The organism is Pseudomonas sp. O230, from assembly GCF_045447035.1.
Taxonomy (GTDB): Bacteria; Pseudomonadota; Gammaproteobacteria; order Pseudomonadales; family Pseudomonadaceae; genus Aquipseudomonas.
Genome location: NZ_JBJGXN010000006.1, coordinates 428,804 through 443,998, shown reverse-complemented (window position 1 = coordinate 443,998; position 15,195 = coordinate 428,804). Strand labels below are relative to the sequence as shown.

16 protein-coding genes and 4 tRNA genes are annotated in these 15,195 nt (G+C 57.8%); 12 read left to right on the top strand and 8 right to left on the bottom strand.

The genetic code is table 11. From position 1 onward, the window contains the following. The first annotated feature begins 29 nt into the window (after window positions 1-29). From ACI77H_RS15695 to ACI77H_RS15685, 3 genes are all read left to right on the top strand, one after another. Window positions 30-120 (top strand) — tRNA-Ser (locus tag ACI77H_RS15695). A 108-nt stretch (window positions 121-228) separates the two neighbouring features. After that, window positions 229-305: transfer RNA gene (locus tag ACI77H_RS15690), tRNA-Arg, on the top strand. Between the two features lie 72 nt (window positions 306-377). Continuing rightward, window positions 378-454: transfer RNA gene (locus ACI77H_RS15685), tRNA-Arg, on the top strand. Window positions 455-473: 19 nt separating this feature from the next. On the opposite strand, the gene ACI77H_RS15680 is transcribed toward ACI77H_RS15685, so the two are convergent. Then, window positions 474-992 (bottom strand): cell envelope protein SmpA, encoded by a 519-nt coding sequence (locus tag ACI77H_RS15680; protein WP_407012684.1) that lies wholly within the window; start codon window positions 990-992, stop codon window positions 474-476. A 320-nt stretch (window positions 993-1,312) separates the two neighbouring features. Between ACI77H_RS15680 and mgtE the strand changes: the two genes are divergently transcribed. Continuing rightward, a complete protein-coding gene (mgtE, locus tag ACI77H_RS15675) occupies window positions 1,313-2,755 on the top strand; it encodes a magnesium transporter (RefSeq protein ID WP_407012682.1) in 1,443 nt (480 codons plus the stop codon). Between the two features lie 99 nt (window positions 2,756-2,854). On the opposite strand, the gene ACI77H_RS15670 is transcribed toward mgtE, so the two are convergent. Beyond that, window positions 2,855-3,181, bottom strand: coding sequence for an Arc family DNA-binding protein (locus ACI77H_RS15670; RefSeq protein ID WP_003178899.1), 327 nt, complete (start codon window positions 3,179-3,181; stop codon window positions 2,855-2,857). Between the two features lie 388 nt (window positions 3,182-3,569). Between ACI77H_RS15670 and phnN the strand changes: the two genes are divergently transcribed. Next, window positions 3,570-4,142 (top strand): phosphonate metabolism protein/1,5-bisphosphokinase (PRPP-forming) PhnN, encoded by a 573-nt coding sequence (gene phnN / locus ACI77H_RS15665; protein ID WP_407012721.1) that lies wholly within the window; start codon window positions 3,570-3,572, stop codon window positions 4,140-4,142. Here the strand turns inward: phnN and ACI77H_RS15660 are convergent. Continuing rightward, window positions 4,117-4,296 carry a PA3371 family protein gene (locus tag ACI77H_RS15660; RefSeq protein ID WP_008033091.1) on the bottom strand — a complete coding sequence of 60 codons (180 nt, stop codon included), beginning with the start codon at window positions 4,294-4,296 and terminating at the stop codon, window positions 4,117-4,119. The two genes, phnN and ACI77H_RS15660, sit on opposite strands and share 26 nt — an antisense overlap. Before the next feature lie 21 nt (window positions 4,297-4,317). Next, window positions 4,318-4,551, bottom strand: coding sequence for a hypothetical protein (locus tag ACI77H_RS15655; RefSeq protein ID WP_407012680.1), 234 nt, complete (start codon window positions 4,549-4,551; stop codon window positions 4,318-4,320). 290 nt (window positions 4,552-4,841) lie between these two features. Between ACI77H_RS15655 and ACI77H_RS15650 the strand changes: the two genes are divergently transcribed. From ACI77H_RS15650 to ACI77H_RS15630, 5 genes are all read left to right on the top strand, one after another. Then, a tRNA-Arg gene (locus ACI77H_RS15650) sits at window positions 4,842-4,918 on the top strand. A gap of 334 nt (window positions 4,919-5,252) precedes the next feature. Then, window positions 5,253-6,857: a response regulator gene (locus ACI77H_RS15645; RefSeq protein ID WP_407012678.1), complete on the top strand. Its 1,605-nt coding sequence runs from the start codon at window positions 5,253-5,255 to the stop codon at window positions 6,855-6,857. Then, a complete protein-coding gene (locus ACI77H_RS15640) occupies window positions 6,854-7,546 on the top strand; it encodes a sensor histidine kinase (protein ID WP_407012677.1) in 693 nt (230 codons plus the stop codon). Before ACI77H_RS15645 ends, ACI77H_RS15640 begins: the two co-directional genes overlap by 4 nt. A 246-nt stretch (window positions 7,547-7,792) precedes the next feature. After that, on the top strand, window positions 7,793-9,034 hold the full coding sequence (locus ACI77H_RS15635; protein ID WP_407012720.1) for a glutamine synthetase family protein: 1,242 nt from the start codon (window positions 7,793-7,795) through the stop codon (window positions 9,032-9,034). 70 nt (window positions 9,035-9,104) lie between these two features. Further along, window positions 9,105-10,475 carry an MFS transporter gene (locus ACI77H_RS15630; RefSeq protein WP_407012675.1) on the top strand — a complete coding sequence of 457 codons (1,371 nt, stop codon included), beginning with the start codon at window positions 9,105-9,107 and terminating at the stop codon, window positions 10,473-10,475. Window positions 10,476-10,537: 62 nt separating this feature from the next. On the opposite strand, the gene ACI77H_RS15625 is transcribed toward ACI77H_RS15630, so the two are convergent. The 4 genes from ACI77H_RS15625 to flgA all read right to left on the bottom strand — a co-directional run bounded on the left by ACI77H_RS15625 (window position 10,538) and on the right by flgA (window position 13,147). Further along, entirely contained in the window at window positions 10,538-11,284 is a 747-nt protein-coding gene (locus ACI77H_RS15625) for a flagellar brake protein (RefSeq protein WP_407012673.1), read from the bottom strand. A gap of 92 nt (window positions 11,285-11,376) precedes the next feature. Further along, the gene (locus ACI77H_RS15620) at window positions 11,377-11,844 is read right to left on the bottom strand and encodes a flagella synthesis protein FlgN (RefSeq protein WP_407012672.1); all 468 of its coding nucleotides are present in this window, start codon (window positions 11,842-11,844) and stop codon (window positions 11,377-11,379) included. Between the two features lie 48 nt (window positions 11,845-11,892). Beyond that, the gene (gene flgM / locus ACI77H_RS15615) at window positions 11,893-12,219 is read right to left on the bottom strand and encodes a flagellar biosynthesis anti-sigma factor FlgM (protein WP_407012671.1); all 327 of its coding nucleotides are present in this window, start codon (window positions 12,217-12,219) and stop codon (window positions 11,893-11,895) included. Between the two features lie 166 nt (window positions 12,220-12,385). Continuing rightward, on the bottom strand, window positions 12,386-13,147 hold the full coding sequence (flgA, locus tag ACI77H_RS15610) for a flagellar basal body P-ring formation chaperone FlgA (protein WP_407012670.1): 762 nt from the start codon (window positions 13,145-13,147) through the stop codon (window positions 12,386-12,388). Between the two features lie 81 nt (window positions 13,148-13,228). On the opposite strand from flgA, the gene ACI77H_RS15605 reads away from it, so the two are divergent. After that, window positions 13,229-14,161: a chemotaxis protein CheV gene (locus ACI77H_RS15605; RefSeq protein WP_407012669.1), complete on the top strand. Its 933-nt coding sequence runs from the start codon at window positions 13,229-13,231 to the stop codon at window positions 14,159-14,161. Window positions 14,162-14,207: 46 nt separating this feature from the next. Then, window positions 14,208-15,035: a protein-glutamate O-methyltransferase CheR gene (cheR, locus tag ACI77H_RS15600; RefSeq protein ID WP_407012668.1), complete on the top strand. Its 828-nt coding sequence runs from the start codon at window positions 14,208-14,210 to the stop codon at window positions 15,033-15,035. Window positions 15,036-15,195: the final 160 nt, after the last annotated feature.

Genomic DNA, 15,195 nt, shown 5'->3' with positions numbered 1-15,195 from the left:
GAAGCTGGTTAATATACGCCCCGTGTTGCGGAGAGCTGGCCGAGTGGCCGAAGGCGCTCCCCTGCTAAGGGAGTACACCTCAAAAGGGTGTCGGGGGTTCGAATCCCCCGTTCTCCGCCATTATTTGCGTAGTACGTTGTAATCTGGCTTCTTCGGTAAGTTGTTGAAATTACTAGAAAAAAGCGCTTTACAAAAAGATTCAACGGCCTATAATGCGCGGCAACAAATGCACTCGTAGCTCAGCTGGATAGAGTACTCGGCTACGAACCGAGCGGTCACAGGTTCGAATCCTGTCGAGTGCACCATTTAAGAGTTGTTTGCAGTAATGTGAGCTACTCTGTTTCAACCAGTTGTGATCTGGTCTAAAAACACAAATTGCACTCGTAGCTCAGCTGGATAGAGTACTCGGCTACGAACCGAGCGGTCACAGGTTCGAATCCTGTCGAGTGCACCAAACACCAAAAAGCCCGCGTTTAACGCGGGCTTTTTGCCGTCCGGGATTTGGCTTTTCCTTTGGTGCATCCTTTCTCATCGAACTCGACGTGTGCGCTGCGACCTCGCTTGGTGTCGTATCGGTAGCTCGTGGCCGAATTCCTAATGCTGATCTTGTCGGGCTTGCCGAGGGCGCTTTCGACATCTTGCTGGCTCATGCCAGCGACAATTCGTTGATTGATGATTGCTTCCCTGCGTTCCCGGGCATTGATCAGGTTTCCACAGCTGTCCTCGGTCTGGCCGACGACCGTGGGCTCCTTCCTTTTGATATTCATACGTGATGTTTCGCGAAAGTCCGCTTTCGGCATGAGTGTCACCGTGCTGCCGGGCGCGAGCGTGCGCACCTCCTGAAGTGAAAGGCTCTCACCGGCCGCACAGCTCAACGTGGTGAAGGTGATGCGGCCGTTTGCTGCCTCGCAACGGTGAACGGTTGAGGCGAGTGCCTCAGGCGGTAGGCAGAGCAGAGGGATCAGTAGAAAATAATGTGCATTCAATGGCATCAAACGTCCTCCATGACGGTCTGATTCAAGGGTAGCCGCTGCATTTTTCAACGCGGGTGTGTTTTCTTTTCAGAATGAGTCGTCGCATTTTCAAGCATCAGGACGGCGCTCAGGTTTGTCTCGCAAGCGCTTGTTTCAGACGCGATTTTTTAACATTTAAAACCGTTGGGCGGTGTATCATTGCGCCCGTCAGCCCCGCCGGGGCTTGTGGAATACCTCCATGGACTTACCCAGTAGTAACTCAGTAAACCGCTTTTCCAATCATGAATTGACTGATTGATCCTTCCGGCGTGCCCCGCTGCTGGGAGTGGAGTTCGCCTATGTCTGAAGTTGAAGTAAAGAAAACGCAAGAAAGCCTGCAGGACCGCCTCGCTCAAGTGATTGAGCTGCTGCATCGTCAGCGGGTGGTCGAAGACCTGACTCATCGCCAGGAAGGTCCGCATCACGACCGGGTTGAAAACCTGGTTCACCGGCAAAACCTCGTCGAACTGCAACGCAAGCTCGATGACCTGCACTCCGCCGACGTTGCCTATATCCTTGAAGCCTTGCCGCTGGACGATCGTCTGACGCTCTGGCAATTGGTCAAGGCTGACCGCGACGGCGACATCCTGCTCGAAGTTTCCGACTCGGTGCGTGAAACCCTGATCGCCGACATGGACGATCACGAGCTCCTGGCGGCGGCCAAGGACATGGATGCCGACGAACTGGCCGACCTGGCCTCCGAGCTGCCGCGGGACGTCGTCCACGAGCTGATGGAAACCCTCGATGGTCAACAGCGTGAGCGCGTTCGCTCCGCGTTGTCCTATGACGAGGAGCAGGTCGGTGCGCTGATGGACTTCGAGATGGTGACGATCCGTGAGGATGTCAGTCTCGAGGTGGTTCTGCGTTATCTGCGTCGGCTCAAGGAGTTGCCCGGTCACACTGACAAACTGTTTGTGGTCGATTACGACGGCGTGCTCAAGGGTGTGTTGCCGATCAAGCGTTTGCTGGTCAACGACCCGGAAAAACAGGTTTCGGAAGTCATGGCCAGTGATCCGGTGAGTTTTCACCCGGACGAAGATGCCTACGATGCCGCACAGGCATTCGAGCGTTATGACTTGATCTCGGCGCCCGTGGTCGACAAGAACGGCAAGCTGATCGGCCGTCTGACCATCGATGAAATGGTCGACTTGATTCGTGAAGAGAGCGAAAACGAAGTTCTCAACATGGCGGGTCTGCGTGAAGAAGAAGATATTTTCGCGTCGGTCTGGAAGTCCCTGCGTAACCGTTGGGCTTGGCTGGCGGTAAACCTGATTACGGCATTTATTGCCTCCCGTGTGATCGGTCTGTTCGAAGGCTCGATCGAGAAGCTGGTGGCGCTCGCGGCGTTGATGCCGATCGTGGCGGGTATCGGTGGCAACTCGGGTAACCAGACCATCACCATGATCGTTCGCGCCATGGCGCTGGACCAGGTGAGTACCGGCAATACCTCGCGACTTATGCGCAAGGAGTTGGCCGTCGGTTTGATCAACGGCTTGGTATGGGGTGGGGTGATTGGTGTGGTGGCCTACCTGCTTTACGGCAGTTGGTCCCTTGGCGTGGTGATGACCGCCGCCATGACACTCAACCTGTTGCTCGCGGCGTTGATGGGTGTGTTGATTCCCATGACCCTGGTTAAACTGGGGCGCGACCCGGCGATGGGGGCCAGCGTGATGATCACGGCGATGACTGACAGTGGCGGATTCTTCATCTTCCTTGGGTTGGCGACGATCTTCCTGCTCTGACGCCACACAATCAAAACCCGCCAATCGGCGGGTTTTTTGTTGCCGAATTTCAGGCAAAAAAAAGCCAGCGATTATGCTGGCTTGAGCGTTCGGATGTAATCAGGAGGCGTCTGCGGCCATTTCGGCATCGTGGGCAATCAGCGAAACGAGTGCATTTTGCTGACGGTGGGAAAGTTGGCGGAAACGCTGCAGCAGTTCGCGTTCATGCAATGACAGCTCCGGGCTGTCCAGGCGCATGCTCAACTCTTCTCCCAGTGCGCCTTCCTGAATAAGACTCTGCTCAAGGCGCGCAATGATCTCGGAGTTCATGCTGCGATGATGATTGCGAGCCACCTCGGCAATGCGTTCACGCATTCCGTCTGGCAGACGTACGACGAACTTGTCAGCCGTACGGCTGGAATAAATTGCCTGTTTCAATGGGCGCATATATTTAACCGGTTAGTTCAGGGGAGCGGTTCTCGGGATTGGCCGCACGATGTCTGATAGGACAAGGACTCTGGCCAAATGTTCAACCTGAATTGATAGAGGCTCGCATCATGCCTCAAAGAAGCCAGATCATTGGCGTCAATTCTGTGACAAATATTGAACTGGATAAAGGCGTTATGCCAGCACCAATTATCAGAAATGCGGACTGTTCTGAAAAGATTGCCCACGTCCGTATCGCTGGCCGCATCCTGTTGCCCGACAGGAGATGTCCGAGGACGCCTGAAGGTGCATGCTGGGCGGATTTCGATCACGATTCCTTACCTTATACAGGATAGTGGCAAATGGCCGATTTACTAGTGGCAACCACGTCATGAGGGGCTATTTCAAGATGGATGGCCGACTGATTTACCTGATGGGGCCTTCCGGATCCGGCAAGGACAGTCTCATCGAGGCTGCTCGTGCGCCTTTGCAGGCAATCAATTGCGAAGTGGTGCGTCGGGTCATTACGCGTTCAGCCGAATCCGTGGGCGAGGAGGCTATCGGTGTTTCTCGCGAAGAATTTGGGCGCCGCAAGGACCGGGGTGATTTCGCGTTGTGTTGGCATGCCAATGGCCTGGATTACGGCATTCCCGGGGTGATCGATCAATGGCTCAAGGAAGGCCGGGATGTCCTGATCAATGGCTCCCGCGGGCACTTGGCTCAGGCTCTGAAACGCTATCCAGCGCTGCTGCCGATTCTGTTGACGGTCAAGGAGGACGTGCTGCGAGCGCGCTTGCTGCGGCGAGGGCGCGAGGGGGCGGTGGAGATTGAGGCTAGATTGCGCAGAAATGAACTGTTCACGGCGCACGCTTCAGAGGGTGATACGCCAATCCACCGACTGGACAACTCAGGCGAACTGTCGGTCACGGTGGCCAATCTGATGAATCTGCTACAAATCAGCGCAGCACAGGGTCAAACTTGATCTTGCGGCCAGCGACCAGCGCCAACACGAACAGCGCACTGAAAACGCCGCAGGCAATCAACGGCAGGGTGACAATTGCATCTTCGACCAGTGACAAATGAAGGATGCCGCTCAGTAGGGCGAGGACGAAAAATCCCGCGGCTGATTTGGACATGCTGTGCTCCTGAGGGGTTGTTCAAAATACCAGGCGTTCTGAAGACTGCGCCGGCAGCAGGATGTTTTCCTGGCTTACTGCTTGACCGACAAAGCCGCGCTGATCGCTCAACACCGCCAACTGAGGCGCCCTCTGTACCTGGAGGTAATGAGGCATGCGTTGAGCCACCGGGTCAGCACCGCTCTCGGGGGCAAAATGAAAACCCAGCAAAACCGCCAGAGCGATCGCGTTCGAGAGTAAAAGGGCGCTGTTCATGAGGCTGACCTCCATTGTTCCTGAGAACAGCTAAAGCAGCCGACGTGCCAAGAGTCTAACGACTATTAAATCCTTTAAAAACAAACAATTAAGATAATCACGCAAGTCGCTCGCATTGCAATTTGCAATGATGGCTTTTTGCGGCGATGCAATTTGCACGGTAAACAAATCCCGTCCTGTCGAGGGGCGCTTGCCTACACTTAAAAAGCCTACGGACGACATGACAAACGCAGACCCGCCCGTTAACATGCACGCCGTCCATCGCGCCGCATTTCTCGCGGGCGACTTGTGTCTCAGTAGCTCAATTGGATAGAGCATCCCCCTCCTAAGGGGAAGGCTGGCAGTTCGAACCTGCCCTGGGACACCACAAAATTCCAGCCGTATGGCTGTCAAAAAAGCCCCGCAAGGATCCTGCATCCGGCGGGGCTTTTTCGTGGGCGTTCACCCGACGATCGACATGAGCGAGGCGCTAGTTGCTGTTCTGGCTCCCAGACCACTCAAGGAGCGAAATAGAGGCCACACAGGGGCGTCCAATTCTGGTTATGGATCAACCCCTTCAAATTTTCAGCCCACATTCGCAGCCCCCTGAAATTTGGGCTGTCACTGCGTAAATGCATGCCCATTTCTTCAAGTGAATGGCCCTGCTGGCCGATAACCCGGACAGTCATGATCTTCTTCTTAACATTGCCTGGAAATCTTCGATGCTGTCGTATCACCAAAAGCGTTTTCTGATCGTCGATGATTTCTCGGATTTTCGCAGTTCCGTCAGGTCCATGCTGCGTGAGTTGGGCGTCAAGGACGTGGACACCGCGGACACTGGCGAGCAGGCGCTGCGCATGTGTTCGCAGAAGTCCTACGATTTCATCCTGCAGGATTTCCACCTCGGCGATGGCAAGAAGAACGGTCAGCAGGTTCTCGAAGACCTGATGGTCGAGAAGCTGATCAGCCATGAAGCCGTGTTTGTCATGGTCACCGCCGAGACCAGTCAGGCGATGGTGCTCAGCGCCCTGGAGCACGAGCCCGATGCGTACCTGACCAAACCGTTCAACCGTTCTGGCCTGGCCCAGCGCCTGGAACGGCTGGAGCAGCGCAAGACCTTGCTCAAACCGATCCTGCAGGCGCTCGATCGCGGCAAACCGGTTGAAGTGCTCAACGCCTGCATCGCCTTGTGCAAGCAGGACATCCGCTACTCGCCGCTGTGCCTACGCTACCGCGCCGATGCCTTGCGCGACTTGAATCAGAACGAGGCGCTGGAGCGTCTCTACGACGGCATCATTGCCGATCGACCTTTGCCGTGGGCGTTCGCCGGGCTGGGCCAGTTGCTGTTCAAGCGCGGTCAGGTCAGCCAGGCCAAGGGCGTTTACGAAAAAGCCTTGAAAGTGTTCCCGATGATGCCGGCGCTCTATGACGGCATGGCTGACGTGCTGGTCGCCGAAGGCGACACCAAGGCTGCGCAGCGGGTGTTGGAGGAGGCGATTCGTTTGTCGCCGCTGGCCGTGCGCCGGCAAGCGCTGTTGGGCAAGTTGGCGATGACCAACGAAGATTTCGACACCGCGTCCAAAGCCTATCGTCAGGCTGTCAGCCAAGGTGCGCAGTCACGTTTCAAAGATGCCGAAAGCAACCTCGGCCTTGCCCATGCGTTGATCAGCAAGGGCAGCGAAAAGGGCCTGGATACCCGGACCCGGTTGGAAATCAACACCACGCTGAGTGCCGTGGCCAAGGAAAACCCTTCCGACCCGGGCCTGCAGATTCGTGCGCGACTGATGAAAGCCACCAGCCTGTTGCTCAACGATGCCGAAACCGCGGAGAAGCTCACCGAGCAAGCGATGTTGCGCCTCGATGGCATGGAGCAGTTCATGAGCGCCGAAGCTGCGCTGCTGGTGGCCAAGCAACTGCAAATGCTCGGTCAGGCTGACGCCGGTGCTTCGATGCTGAAAAACTGCGCGGAAATCTATGGCGACGACCCGACGGTGATGCAGGGCATCGCCAAGCTGACCGACGACCCGGCCATCCTCAACTCCGGTAACGATGCGGCGGAGCTCAACCGTCAAGGGGTGCGGGTGTACAAGACCGGCAACCTGGTGGAGGCGCGGGCGCAGTTCCGCAAGGCCCTGGCGCTGCAACCGAAGAACATCAGTATTGCGTTGAACATGGCGCAATCGCTGCTGCATGGCACCGATACCAGCGTGCCGTCGGCGGAGCTTGAAGAATGTCGCGCCTGCCTGAAAACGGTCGGCCTGATGCCCGACACCGATGCGCGGTATGCGCGTTATCAGAAACTGAAAATCAAGGCGTTCAGCGGATGAACCAAGACAACCCGGCACTGGATTTCTCCACGGTGATTGCTTCCACCGTGCACGACATGAAGAACTCGCTGGCGATGCTGATGCAGGCGCACAGCCAATGGCTGGCGCGCTTGCCCGACCCGGCGCGGCATACCCCGGAGCAGGGCGTGATCGAGTTCGAGTTCGCCCACCTCAACGGCATGCTGGTGCAGTTGCTGGGGCTGTACAAGCTCGGCGTCAACCAGATGCCGTTGCAGCCGGCTTACCATGAACTGGACGACTTTATTGAAGCGCAACTGGCCTGCCATCAGGACGTGTTCGCCAGTCGCGGCATCATGGCGACCTACGAAGTGGACCCGTTGAGCCCGTTGGGTTTCTTCGACCGCGAGCTGATTGCGTCGGTGCTGGCCAACAGCATCAACAACGCCATCCGTTACGCCCGTCACGCATTGTTGATCACGGTGAGTGACGAGGCCGGGCAACTGGTGCTGACCATCAACGATGATGGCGAGGGTTACCCGGCCGAGATGATCGAGCGTCAGGCCGATTACGTGCAGGGCATCAATCACAGCAGTGGCAGCACCGGCCTGGGCCTGTATTTCGCTGGGCGGATTGCGGCGTTGCATCAGCGCAACGGCATCGGTGGGCGCACTGAAATCAGCAACGGTGGCCCGTTGGGCGGCGGCGTGTTCAGCCTCTATCTTCCCTGAATACCCGCAACCCCTGTAGGAGCCGGTCCGGCGTAGTTGTCCGCCATGACGTTTTTGTTTGCCGCTGCTTGATATTCCGAACACGCGAAGCCTATTTTGTACGGGTCGCCGTTCGCGGCTTGCACAACTACAAAGGATTGCGTCATGACAACCGATGGCCAGCGTTCACTCGCGCAGCGACTGACGGGCATTGATGAGATTGAATGTGTTACGCCAGACTTGAACGGCGTGCCCCGTGGCAAGGTTATGACGGCCGAGGGCTTTCTCGAAGGGCGGCGTTTGCAGATGGCGCGGGGTGTGCTGCTGCAATGCATCATGGGCGGATATCCGCCAGCGCGTTTTTACGGCAGCGATGACGGCGATCTGGCGCTGGTGCCCGATCCTGCGCAGATCCACCGCTTGCCCTGGAGCAAGCGGCCGCGCGCCTTAGCCATTTGCGATGCGGACGAACTGACGGGCGAAAGCTCCCGTCTGTCGACTCGCGGTCAACTCAAGGCAGTTATCGCGCGTTACGCGGCCCTGGGGTTGGCGCCGGTGGTGGCCACCGAACTGGAGTTTTTCGTCTTCGCGCCCAACACTGACCCGACGCAGCCGTTCCAGTCGCCGGTGGGTCTGGATGGTCGACGCGAGGACGGTCAGTCGGCGTTCAGTGTCAGTTCCAATAACGGCTTGCGGCCGTTCTTCAGTGAAGTCTATGAATGCATGGCGGCCCTCGGTTTGCCGCGCGATACGTTTATGCACGAGATGGGCGTGAGTCAGTTCGAGATCAACCTGTTGCACGGTGATCCACTGCTGCTGGCCGACCAGACGTTGCTGTTCAAGCATCTGCTTAAAGAGGTGGCGCTCAAGCATGGGCTGACGGTGGTGTGCATGGCCAAGCCACTGGCGCACACGCCGGGCAGCTCGATGCATATTCACCAGAGCATCGTCGAGATCGCCACCGGGCGTAACGTGTTCAGCGACGGCAACGGTGAGCCGACGGCGACCTTCCGTCACTTCATCGGCGGCCAGCAGGCCGGCATGGCGGATTTCACGGCGTTATTCGCACCGAACGTGAACTCCTATCAGCGCTTGTGCCATCCGTTCGCATCACCGAATAATGCCTGCTGGTCCCACGACAATCGGGCGGCCGGTTTGCGCATTCCGGCCAGTTCGCCGGTGGCGCGTCGGGTCGAGAATCGCCTGCCGGGGGCGGATGCAAATCCTTATCTGGCGATTGCCGCGAGCCTGGCGGCGGGGTTGTATGGCATTGAAAACAGGTTGGAGCCGAGCGAAGCGATCCAGGGCGAATTCGAGGTGCCGGATAATCTTTCGTTACCGTGTACCTTGCATGCCGCCCTCGAGCGTCTGAAACGTAGTCAATTGGCGAAGGAACTGTTCGGCAAGGAGTTCATCGAAGGCTACGTCGCTTCGAAGACCATGGAGTTGACCAGCTTTTTTGATGAAATTACCCCCTGGGAGCGCCGTGTTTTAGCCGCCCAGGCCTGACGAACCTTCGTCTTCGGGCTATCTTTTCGGATAGCCCGTTTCTCACCGCAAGGAGCCGCTCGGAACGCCGATGCGCCAAATCTGGAAACCCTTTCGAGCGCTGTATTTCGCCTCGCTGATGATGTTGATCGGCTCCGGCTTGCTGAGTACTTACCTGGGCTTGCGCCTGGCGGCCGACCATGTCGACAGCCTGTGGGTAGGTGCGTTGATGGCGGCCAACTATTTCGGCCTGGTGCTGGGGGGCAAGATCGGTCACCGGTTGATTGCCCGGGTCGGGCATATCCGGGCCTATTCGGCCTGCGCCGGGATTGTCGGCGCGGCAGTGCTGGGGCATGGGTTGGTGGACTGGTTGCCGGCGTGGATATTCCTGCGGGTCATCGTCGGCCTCGGCATGATGTGCCAGTACATGGTCATCGAAAGCTGGCTCAATGAGCAGGCCGAAGCCTCGCAGCGTGGGGCGGTGTTCAGCGGGTACATGATCGCTTCTTATCTTGGCCTGGTGCTGGGGCAACTGATTCTGGTCATGCACCCGGGCCTCGGTCTGGAGCTGTTGATGCTGGTCGCCCTGTGCTTTGCTTTGTGCCTGGTACCGGTGGCCCTGACGCGGCGGATTCACCCGGCGCCTCTGCACCCGGCACCAATGGAGCCGCGGTTCTTCATCAAGCGTGTGCCGCAGTCGTTGAGCACAGTGTTGGGGGCGGGGCTGATCATCGGTTCGTTCTACGGTCTGGCGCCGCTGTATGCCTCGCAGCAAGGGTTGTCCACGGAGCAGGTCGGTCTGTTCATGGGTAGCTGCATTTTTGCCGGCCTGCTGGTGCAGTGGCCGTTGGGCTGGTTGTCCGATCGCTATGACCGGGCGCTGTTGATCCGCTGTTTTGCGCTGGTGCTGGCCGTTGCCGCGTTGCCGCTGGCAGTGATGCAACAGGTGCCGCTGGAGGTGTTGTTCATCACCGGTTTTATCTGCTCGCTGGTGAAGTTCTGCCTGTACCCGCTGGCGGTCGCGTTCTCCAATGACCACGTCGAGGCTGATCGGCGGGTGTCACTGACGGCGATGTTGCTGGTGACCTACGGTGTCGGCGCGAGTATCGGGCCGTTGGTCGCCGGGGTACTGATGAAGATGTTCGGCAGTCAGATGCTCTACGCCTTCTTCAGTTTCTTCGCGTTGGTGCTGGTGTGGCGGATCCGTCCGAAAGCGGTGACCAACCTGCACCAGGTGGACGACGCGCCGCTGCATCACGTCGCCATGCCGGACAGCATGTCGAGTTCGCCGCTGGTGGCTTGCCTCGATCCGCGTGTCGATGAGCAGGTGGTGCAGGACCAGATGCAGAGCCCGGTCAGTCCTGATCCAGCGCCTGAACCGGAGACAGAGACACCAACCCCTCCACCTGCGGAGGGTCCTGACTCGGGTCGCGAGCAAAGCTTCACCGAGGCCAGGCCTTAAAACCGAGGCATAAAAAACGGGCAGTCACCGCAAGGGACTGCCCGTTTTTTTGCCGCTTCGACTTACAGGTCGTCTTTGTCGAAACGTCGTGCTTCGCGCTGAAGCTGATAGACGAAGCGCTCGACCTGACGCTGCACCAGGCCGCTCATGTTGTGAAAGCGGATGCCAGCGAACGTGGTGGAGATCCTTTCTTCGAAGTGCAGGTAACGCAGTTCGACCGGTGCAGTCATTTTGCCAAAGGGCAGGGCGGCAGCAAAGCGGTCGTAGACCTGGCCCAGTTGCAGGCTGTCGGTGATGTCACCTTCAAAGCGCAATTTGCAGCCCGTGGCGGAGATGTCCAGCAGCTTGCCGCTGATCGGCGCCTTGAGCTTTTCTCCGTCCAGATCGACGTTGACCAGTTGCGCCAGCTTCAAGGCTGCGCGAAAGGCGTTGCGGCGCTGGTGATAAACCACCTCGTCCGGCAGCGAGCCTCGATAGCAGCGAGTGTCACCGGACTCGTCGATGGTCAGTTGACCGTTGCTTTCCCAGGCAATGCGCACGCCTTCGTGAAAGCCTTCGACCTTGAACGGTTCGCCGGCCAGCATGAAGCGCTCACCGTCACGCGGAATCATTTCGTCGAGCGCAATGGTGCCGCGCTCGCGGTCGACGTCCACCAGGTAGCTCTGAAAGCGCTGGGTGCGCTCATGGAATGTGATGATCAGCGGATCATGGCTGTCTTGCAGTTGGCGCAGATTGCCGGAGATTTCCAACGGTGTGGTAAGCACCTTGGGTGGCTGCGGGGCATCTTCCGCGTTTAAGGCATTGGACACGGTTCATCAATCTCCAGACAAAATATGACTACGGCTGGCCATTATATTGCCAGCATGTTGCTAGTCTTGATAGGGCGTGGTCATTTGCGGGCTCAAGCCTGACTGAGTGGGCGCGGCTTCGCAAGCTTGGCGGTTGATCCGCGGGCATCATAAAGCGCTGGCGGTTCACCGCCGGTCAGGATTTTCAACTGATTGGCCGTGGCGGCCTGCTGGACCAGGATTGACTGACCATTGTTGGCGTTCGCCGCTTGGCATTGAGCCAGCAGATCGGTCAGCACATCGCTCTGGGTCAGCAACTCGTCGCCAATGCTCGAATGGCTGGCCAGTTGCTCCAGGCCGTTACGATTAGTCGGCAGGTTGAGGCTGGCGAGGATTTCACTGCGCTTGCGGCCATGCTGTTCGAGCAGAATGATCAATGCCTGTTTCTGCGCCAGAATGTCTTCGAGCAGTGGCATGTCGCGACCGTGCAAGGCGAGGGACTCGGTTTGCAGTAACTCGAGCAAGTGTTGCGCTGGAGCAAAGTCGTCGGTGATCAGTTGCAGTAAATTAGTGTCTTGCATGGCTGGCCTTGGGTTTTAAGCGTCCAAAAGCCTGGCGCGGGCCGTGGCCTAGCGCTGGGCTTCGAAGTTGAGCAGTTTGCTGGCTACACGGCTGCTGTCGACTTTATAGCTGCCATCGGCAATCGCTGCTTTCAACTCGGCCACACGGGCGTTGTCGACGGCAGGCTGATCGCGCAGCTTGTCAGTGACCTTTTGCAACTGTTGAGCCTCATTGCTGAGGTGTACCGATTCCCCGCTTTTGACGGCAGTGGCCTGTTCGGCCGGGGTATTCAGCGGCGCGGATTTGCCGGCTTCGGCGGTTTCCTTGGCAACGCTGGTACGTGTACTGCCCGTAAGTGACGAGGAGCTATTCAAACGGCTGAAATCGATGACCATGGTAAAAAACCTCTGAGTATTTGGACGCTTGCCATGTTTTCGGCTCTCCCTGTGAAAACTTTAGACTCATTTATCAAATGAGCCTGCATGCGCCAGCACTTCTCCTGCATGCGGCACAGTTTAGGGAACAGCCTCGGGCAACGCCACTCTTCACGAACAGAGAATCCTACATAGACACTTCTACCTGGCCCGGCGCGGTAACTTGCGCCTTGATGACTCGCCTGGAATTGAGGTTTTTCACGCGTATTTGCTCGGCCATACCGCCATTTGACAGGGCCTCGCCGGGCATTCGCACGCTGAGCGTACCACTGCGGGCGGTAATCACCACCTGATCGCCTTTGCGAATGACTTCCGCCTGTTCGAGATGAACCAGGGTAATGACTTGATCGGTGACCATTGGTCGGGTAAGTCGTTGGCCGATCGCCTGGTCGACCGACGTGAAATAGCCCTGGCCGATCAGGCTGATGTCACGCTCGCGCAGAGTCACGTCTTCGGGCTCGACAATCCCGGCGCGGCGTAGCGGCCGGGTCACGGTCACAACGTCGCGAAACAGGCGGACTTGAGCGGGTACGAAGACCGTCCAGGGGGATGAACCCTCGCAGCGAACCTTGACCGTGACCCGGCCCAGCGGCTTGGCCGGACTCTCCAGGCTGGCTGTCAATTCCTTGTCGCACATGGGCATGCGCAGCCGGGGGTCGAGCTGGTTGACCTGGATTTCGTAGCGACCTTCCGTTTGACTGGTAGCCAGATAGTCTTCTACGGTGAATTCAAGAAAGCCCTGAGTGACGCCGATAAGTATGTCAGGCAAGGTAACCGCGTCAGCAAGGGCAGGGCTGCCAGCGTTGAACAGGCAAACGGCCGACATCGCGCAGAGCAATCTGCGGCAGGTTGATGTCAGGCGTCGGAAAAATGTCGGTTCTGTGTTCATAAGAGTTAAAAAGCAAGCGCCGTGCCGTTTAGTGATGAATGTGCGTCGCAACACACTTAGCGTTGGTGTAGGAGTCTGGGCATGGCTGGTGTAATGGATTCGGTAAACCAGCGCACGCAACTGGTAGGGCAGAATCGCCTGGAGCTGTTGTTGTTCCGTCTCGACGGCCAGCAGCTGTATGGGATCAACGTATTCAAGGTTCGTGAGGTGCTGCAATGCCCCAAACTGACCGTGATGCCCAAGTCCAGTCCTGTCGTGTGCGGTGTGGCGAATATACGGGGGGCGACCATTCCGATCCTTGATCTGGCAATGGCGACCGGTTCCGGGGCGCTTAAAGATCAAAGCAATCCCTTCGTGATCATCACGGAGTACAACACCAAGACCCAGGGTTTCCTGGTGCGCTCGGTGGAACGTATCGTCAACATGAACTGGGAGGAGATTCATCCGCCTCCCAAGGGCACCGGGCGCGATCATTACCTGACGGCTGTGACTCGGGTCGACAATCAGTTAGTCGAAATCATCGACGTCGAGAAAGTGCTGGCGGAAGTGGCCCCGACGCCGGAAGCGATTTCCGTCGGCGTGGTCGATGTCGAGACCCAGCACAAGGCGCTGTCGCTTCGGGTGCTGACGGTCGATGACTCGTCGGTGGCGCGCAAGCAGGTCACGCGTTGCCTGCAAACGATCGGTGTCGAAGTGGTGGCGTTGAACGACGGGCGGCAAGCGCTGGATTACCTGCGCAAGCTGGTCGACGAGGGCAAGAAGCCGGAAGAAGAGTTCCTGATGATGATCTCCGACATTGAAATGCCGGAGATGGACGGGTACACCCTGACGGCCGAGATCCGCAACGACCCGCGCATGCAAAAGCTTCATATCATCCTGCATACTTCGTTGTCGGGTGTATTCAATCAGGCGATGGTCAAGAAAGTTGGCGCCGATGACTTCCTGGCCAAATTCCGTCCTGATGACCTGGCATCCCGGTTAGTTGACCGGATCAAAGCAGCAGACATCAGCTAGGGGCCTTCTGCCCCTGGCGGTTAACACGATTTAAGAGGCGGCATCTTTGTCTACGGGTAATTTGGATTTCGAACAGTTCCGGGTCTTCCTGGAAAAAGCCTGTGGCATTTTGCTCGGTGAAAACAAGCAGTACCTGGTCTCGAGCCGTCTCAACAAACTGATGGAACAGCAAGGCATCAAGTCCCTGGGTGAGCTGGTCCAGCGCATCCAGACCCAGCCGCGCAGCGGTTTGCGCGAGTTGGTGGTCGATGCCATGACGACCAACGAAACCTTGTGGTTTCGTGACACCTATCCGTTTGAAGTCTTGAAGAACAAGGTACTGCCCGAAGCGATCAAGGCGGCGCCGGGGCAACGCTTGCGAATCTGGTCGGCGGCCTGCTCGTCGGGTCAGGAACCGTATTCGCTGTCGATGTCCATCGACGAGTTCGAGCGGGTCAACATGGGTCAGTTGAAGATGGGCGTGCAGATCGTTGCCACTGACCTGTCCGGTACCATGCTGACCAACTGCAAGACGGGTGAGTACGACAGCCTGGCCATCGGCCGCGGGTTGTCGCCCGAGCGTCTTCAGCGTTATTTCGACCCGAAAGGGCCGGGGCGCTGGGCAATCAAGGCGCCGATCAAGAGTCGAGTGGAGTTTCGCTCGTTCAACCTGCTGGACAGCTACGCGAGCCTCGGCAAGTTCGATATCGTGTTTTGCCGCAACGTGCTGATCTACTTCTCCGCCGAGGTGAAGAAAGACATCCTGTTGCGCATCCATGGCACGTTGAAACGCGGCGGTTATCTGTTCCTCGGCGCCTCCGAAGCGCTGAACGGTTTGCCGGATCATTACCAGATGGTCCAGTGCAGTCCGGGGATCATTTACCAGGCGAAGTGATGGGTTGGTGGTATCGAAAAACGGGAGTCCTCAGGGGCTCCCGTTTTTTTATGCCTGTGATGATCTCTCGAAATCACCGCACCCGCCGTGGGAGCGGGCTTGCCCGCGATTGCGGTGTTACTCGCAAAGTTGAGGTGACTGACACACCGCCATCGCGGGC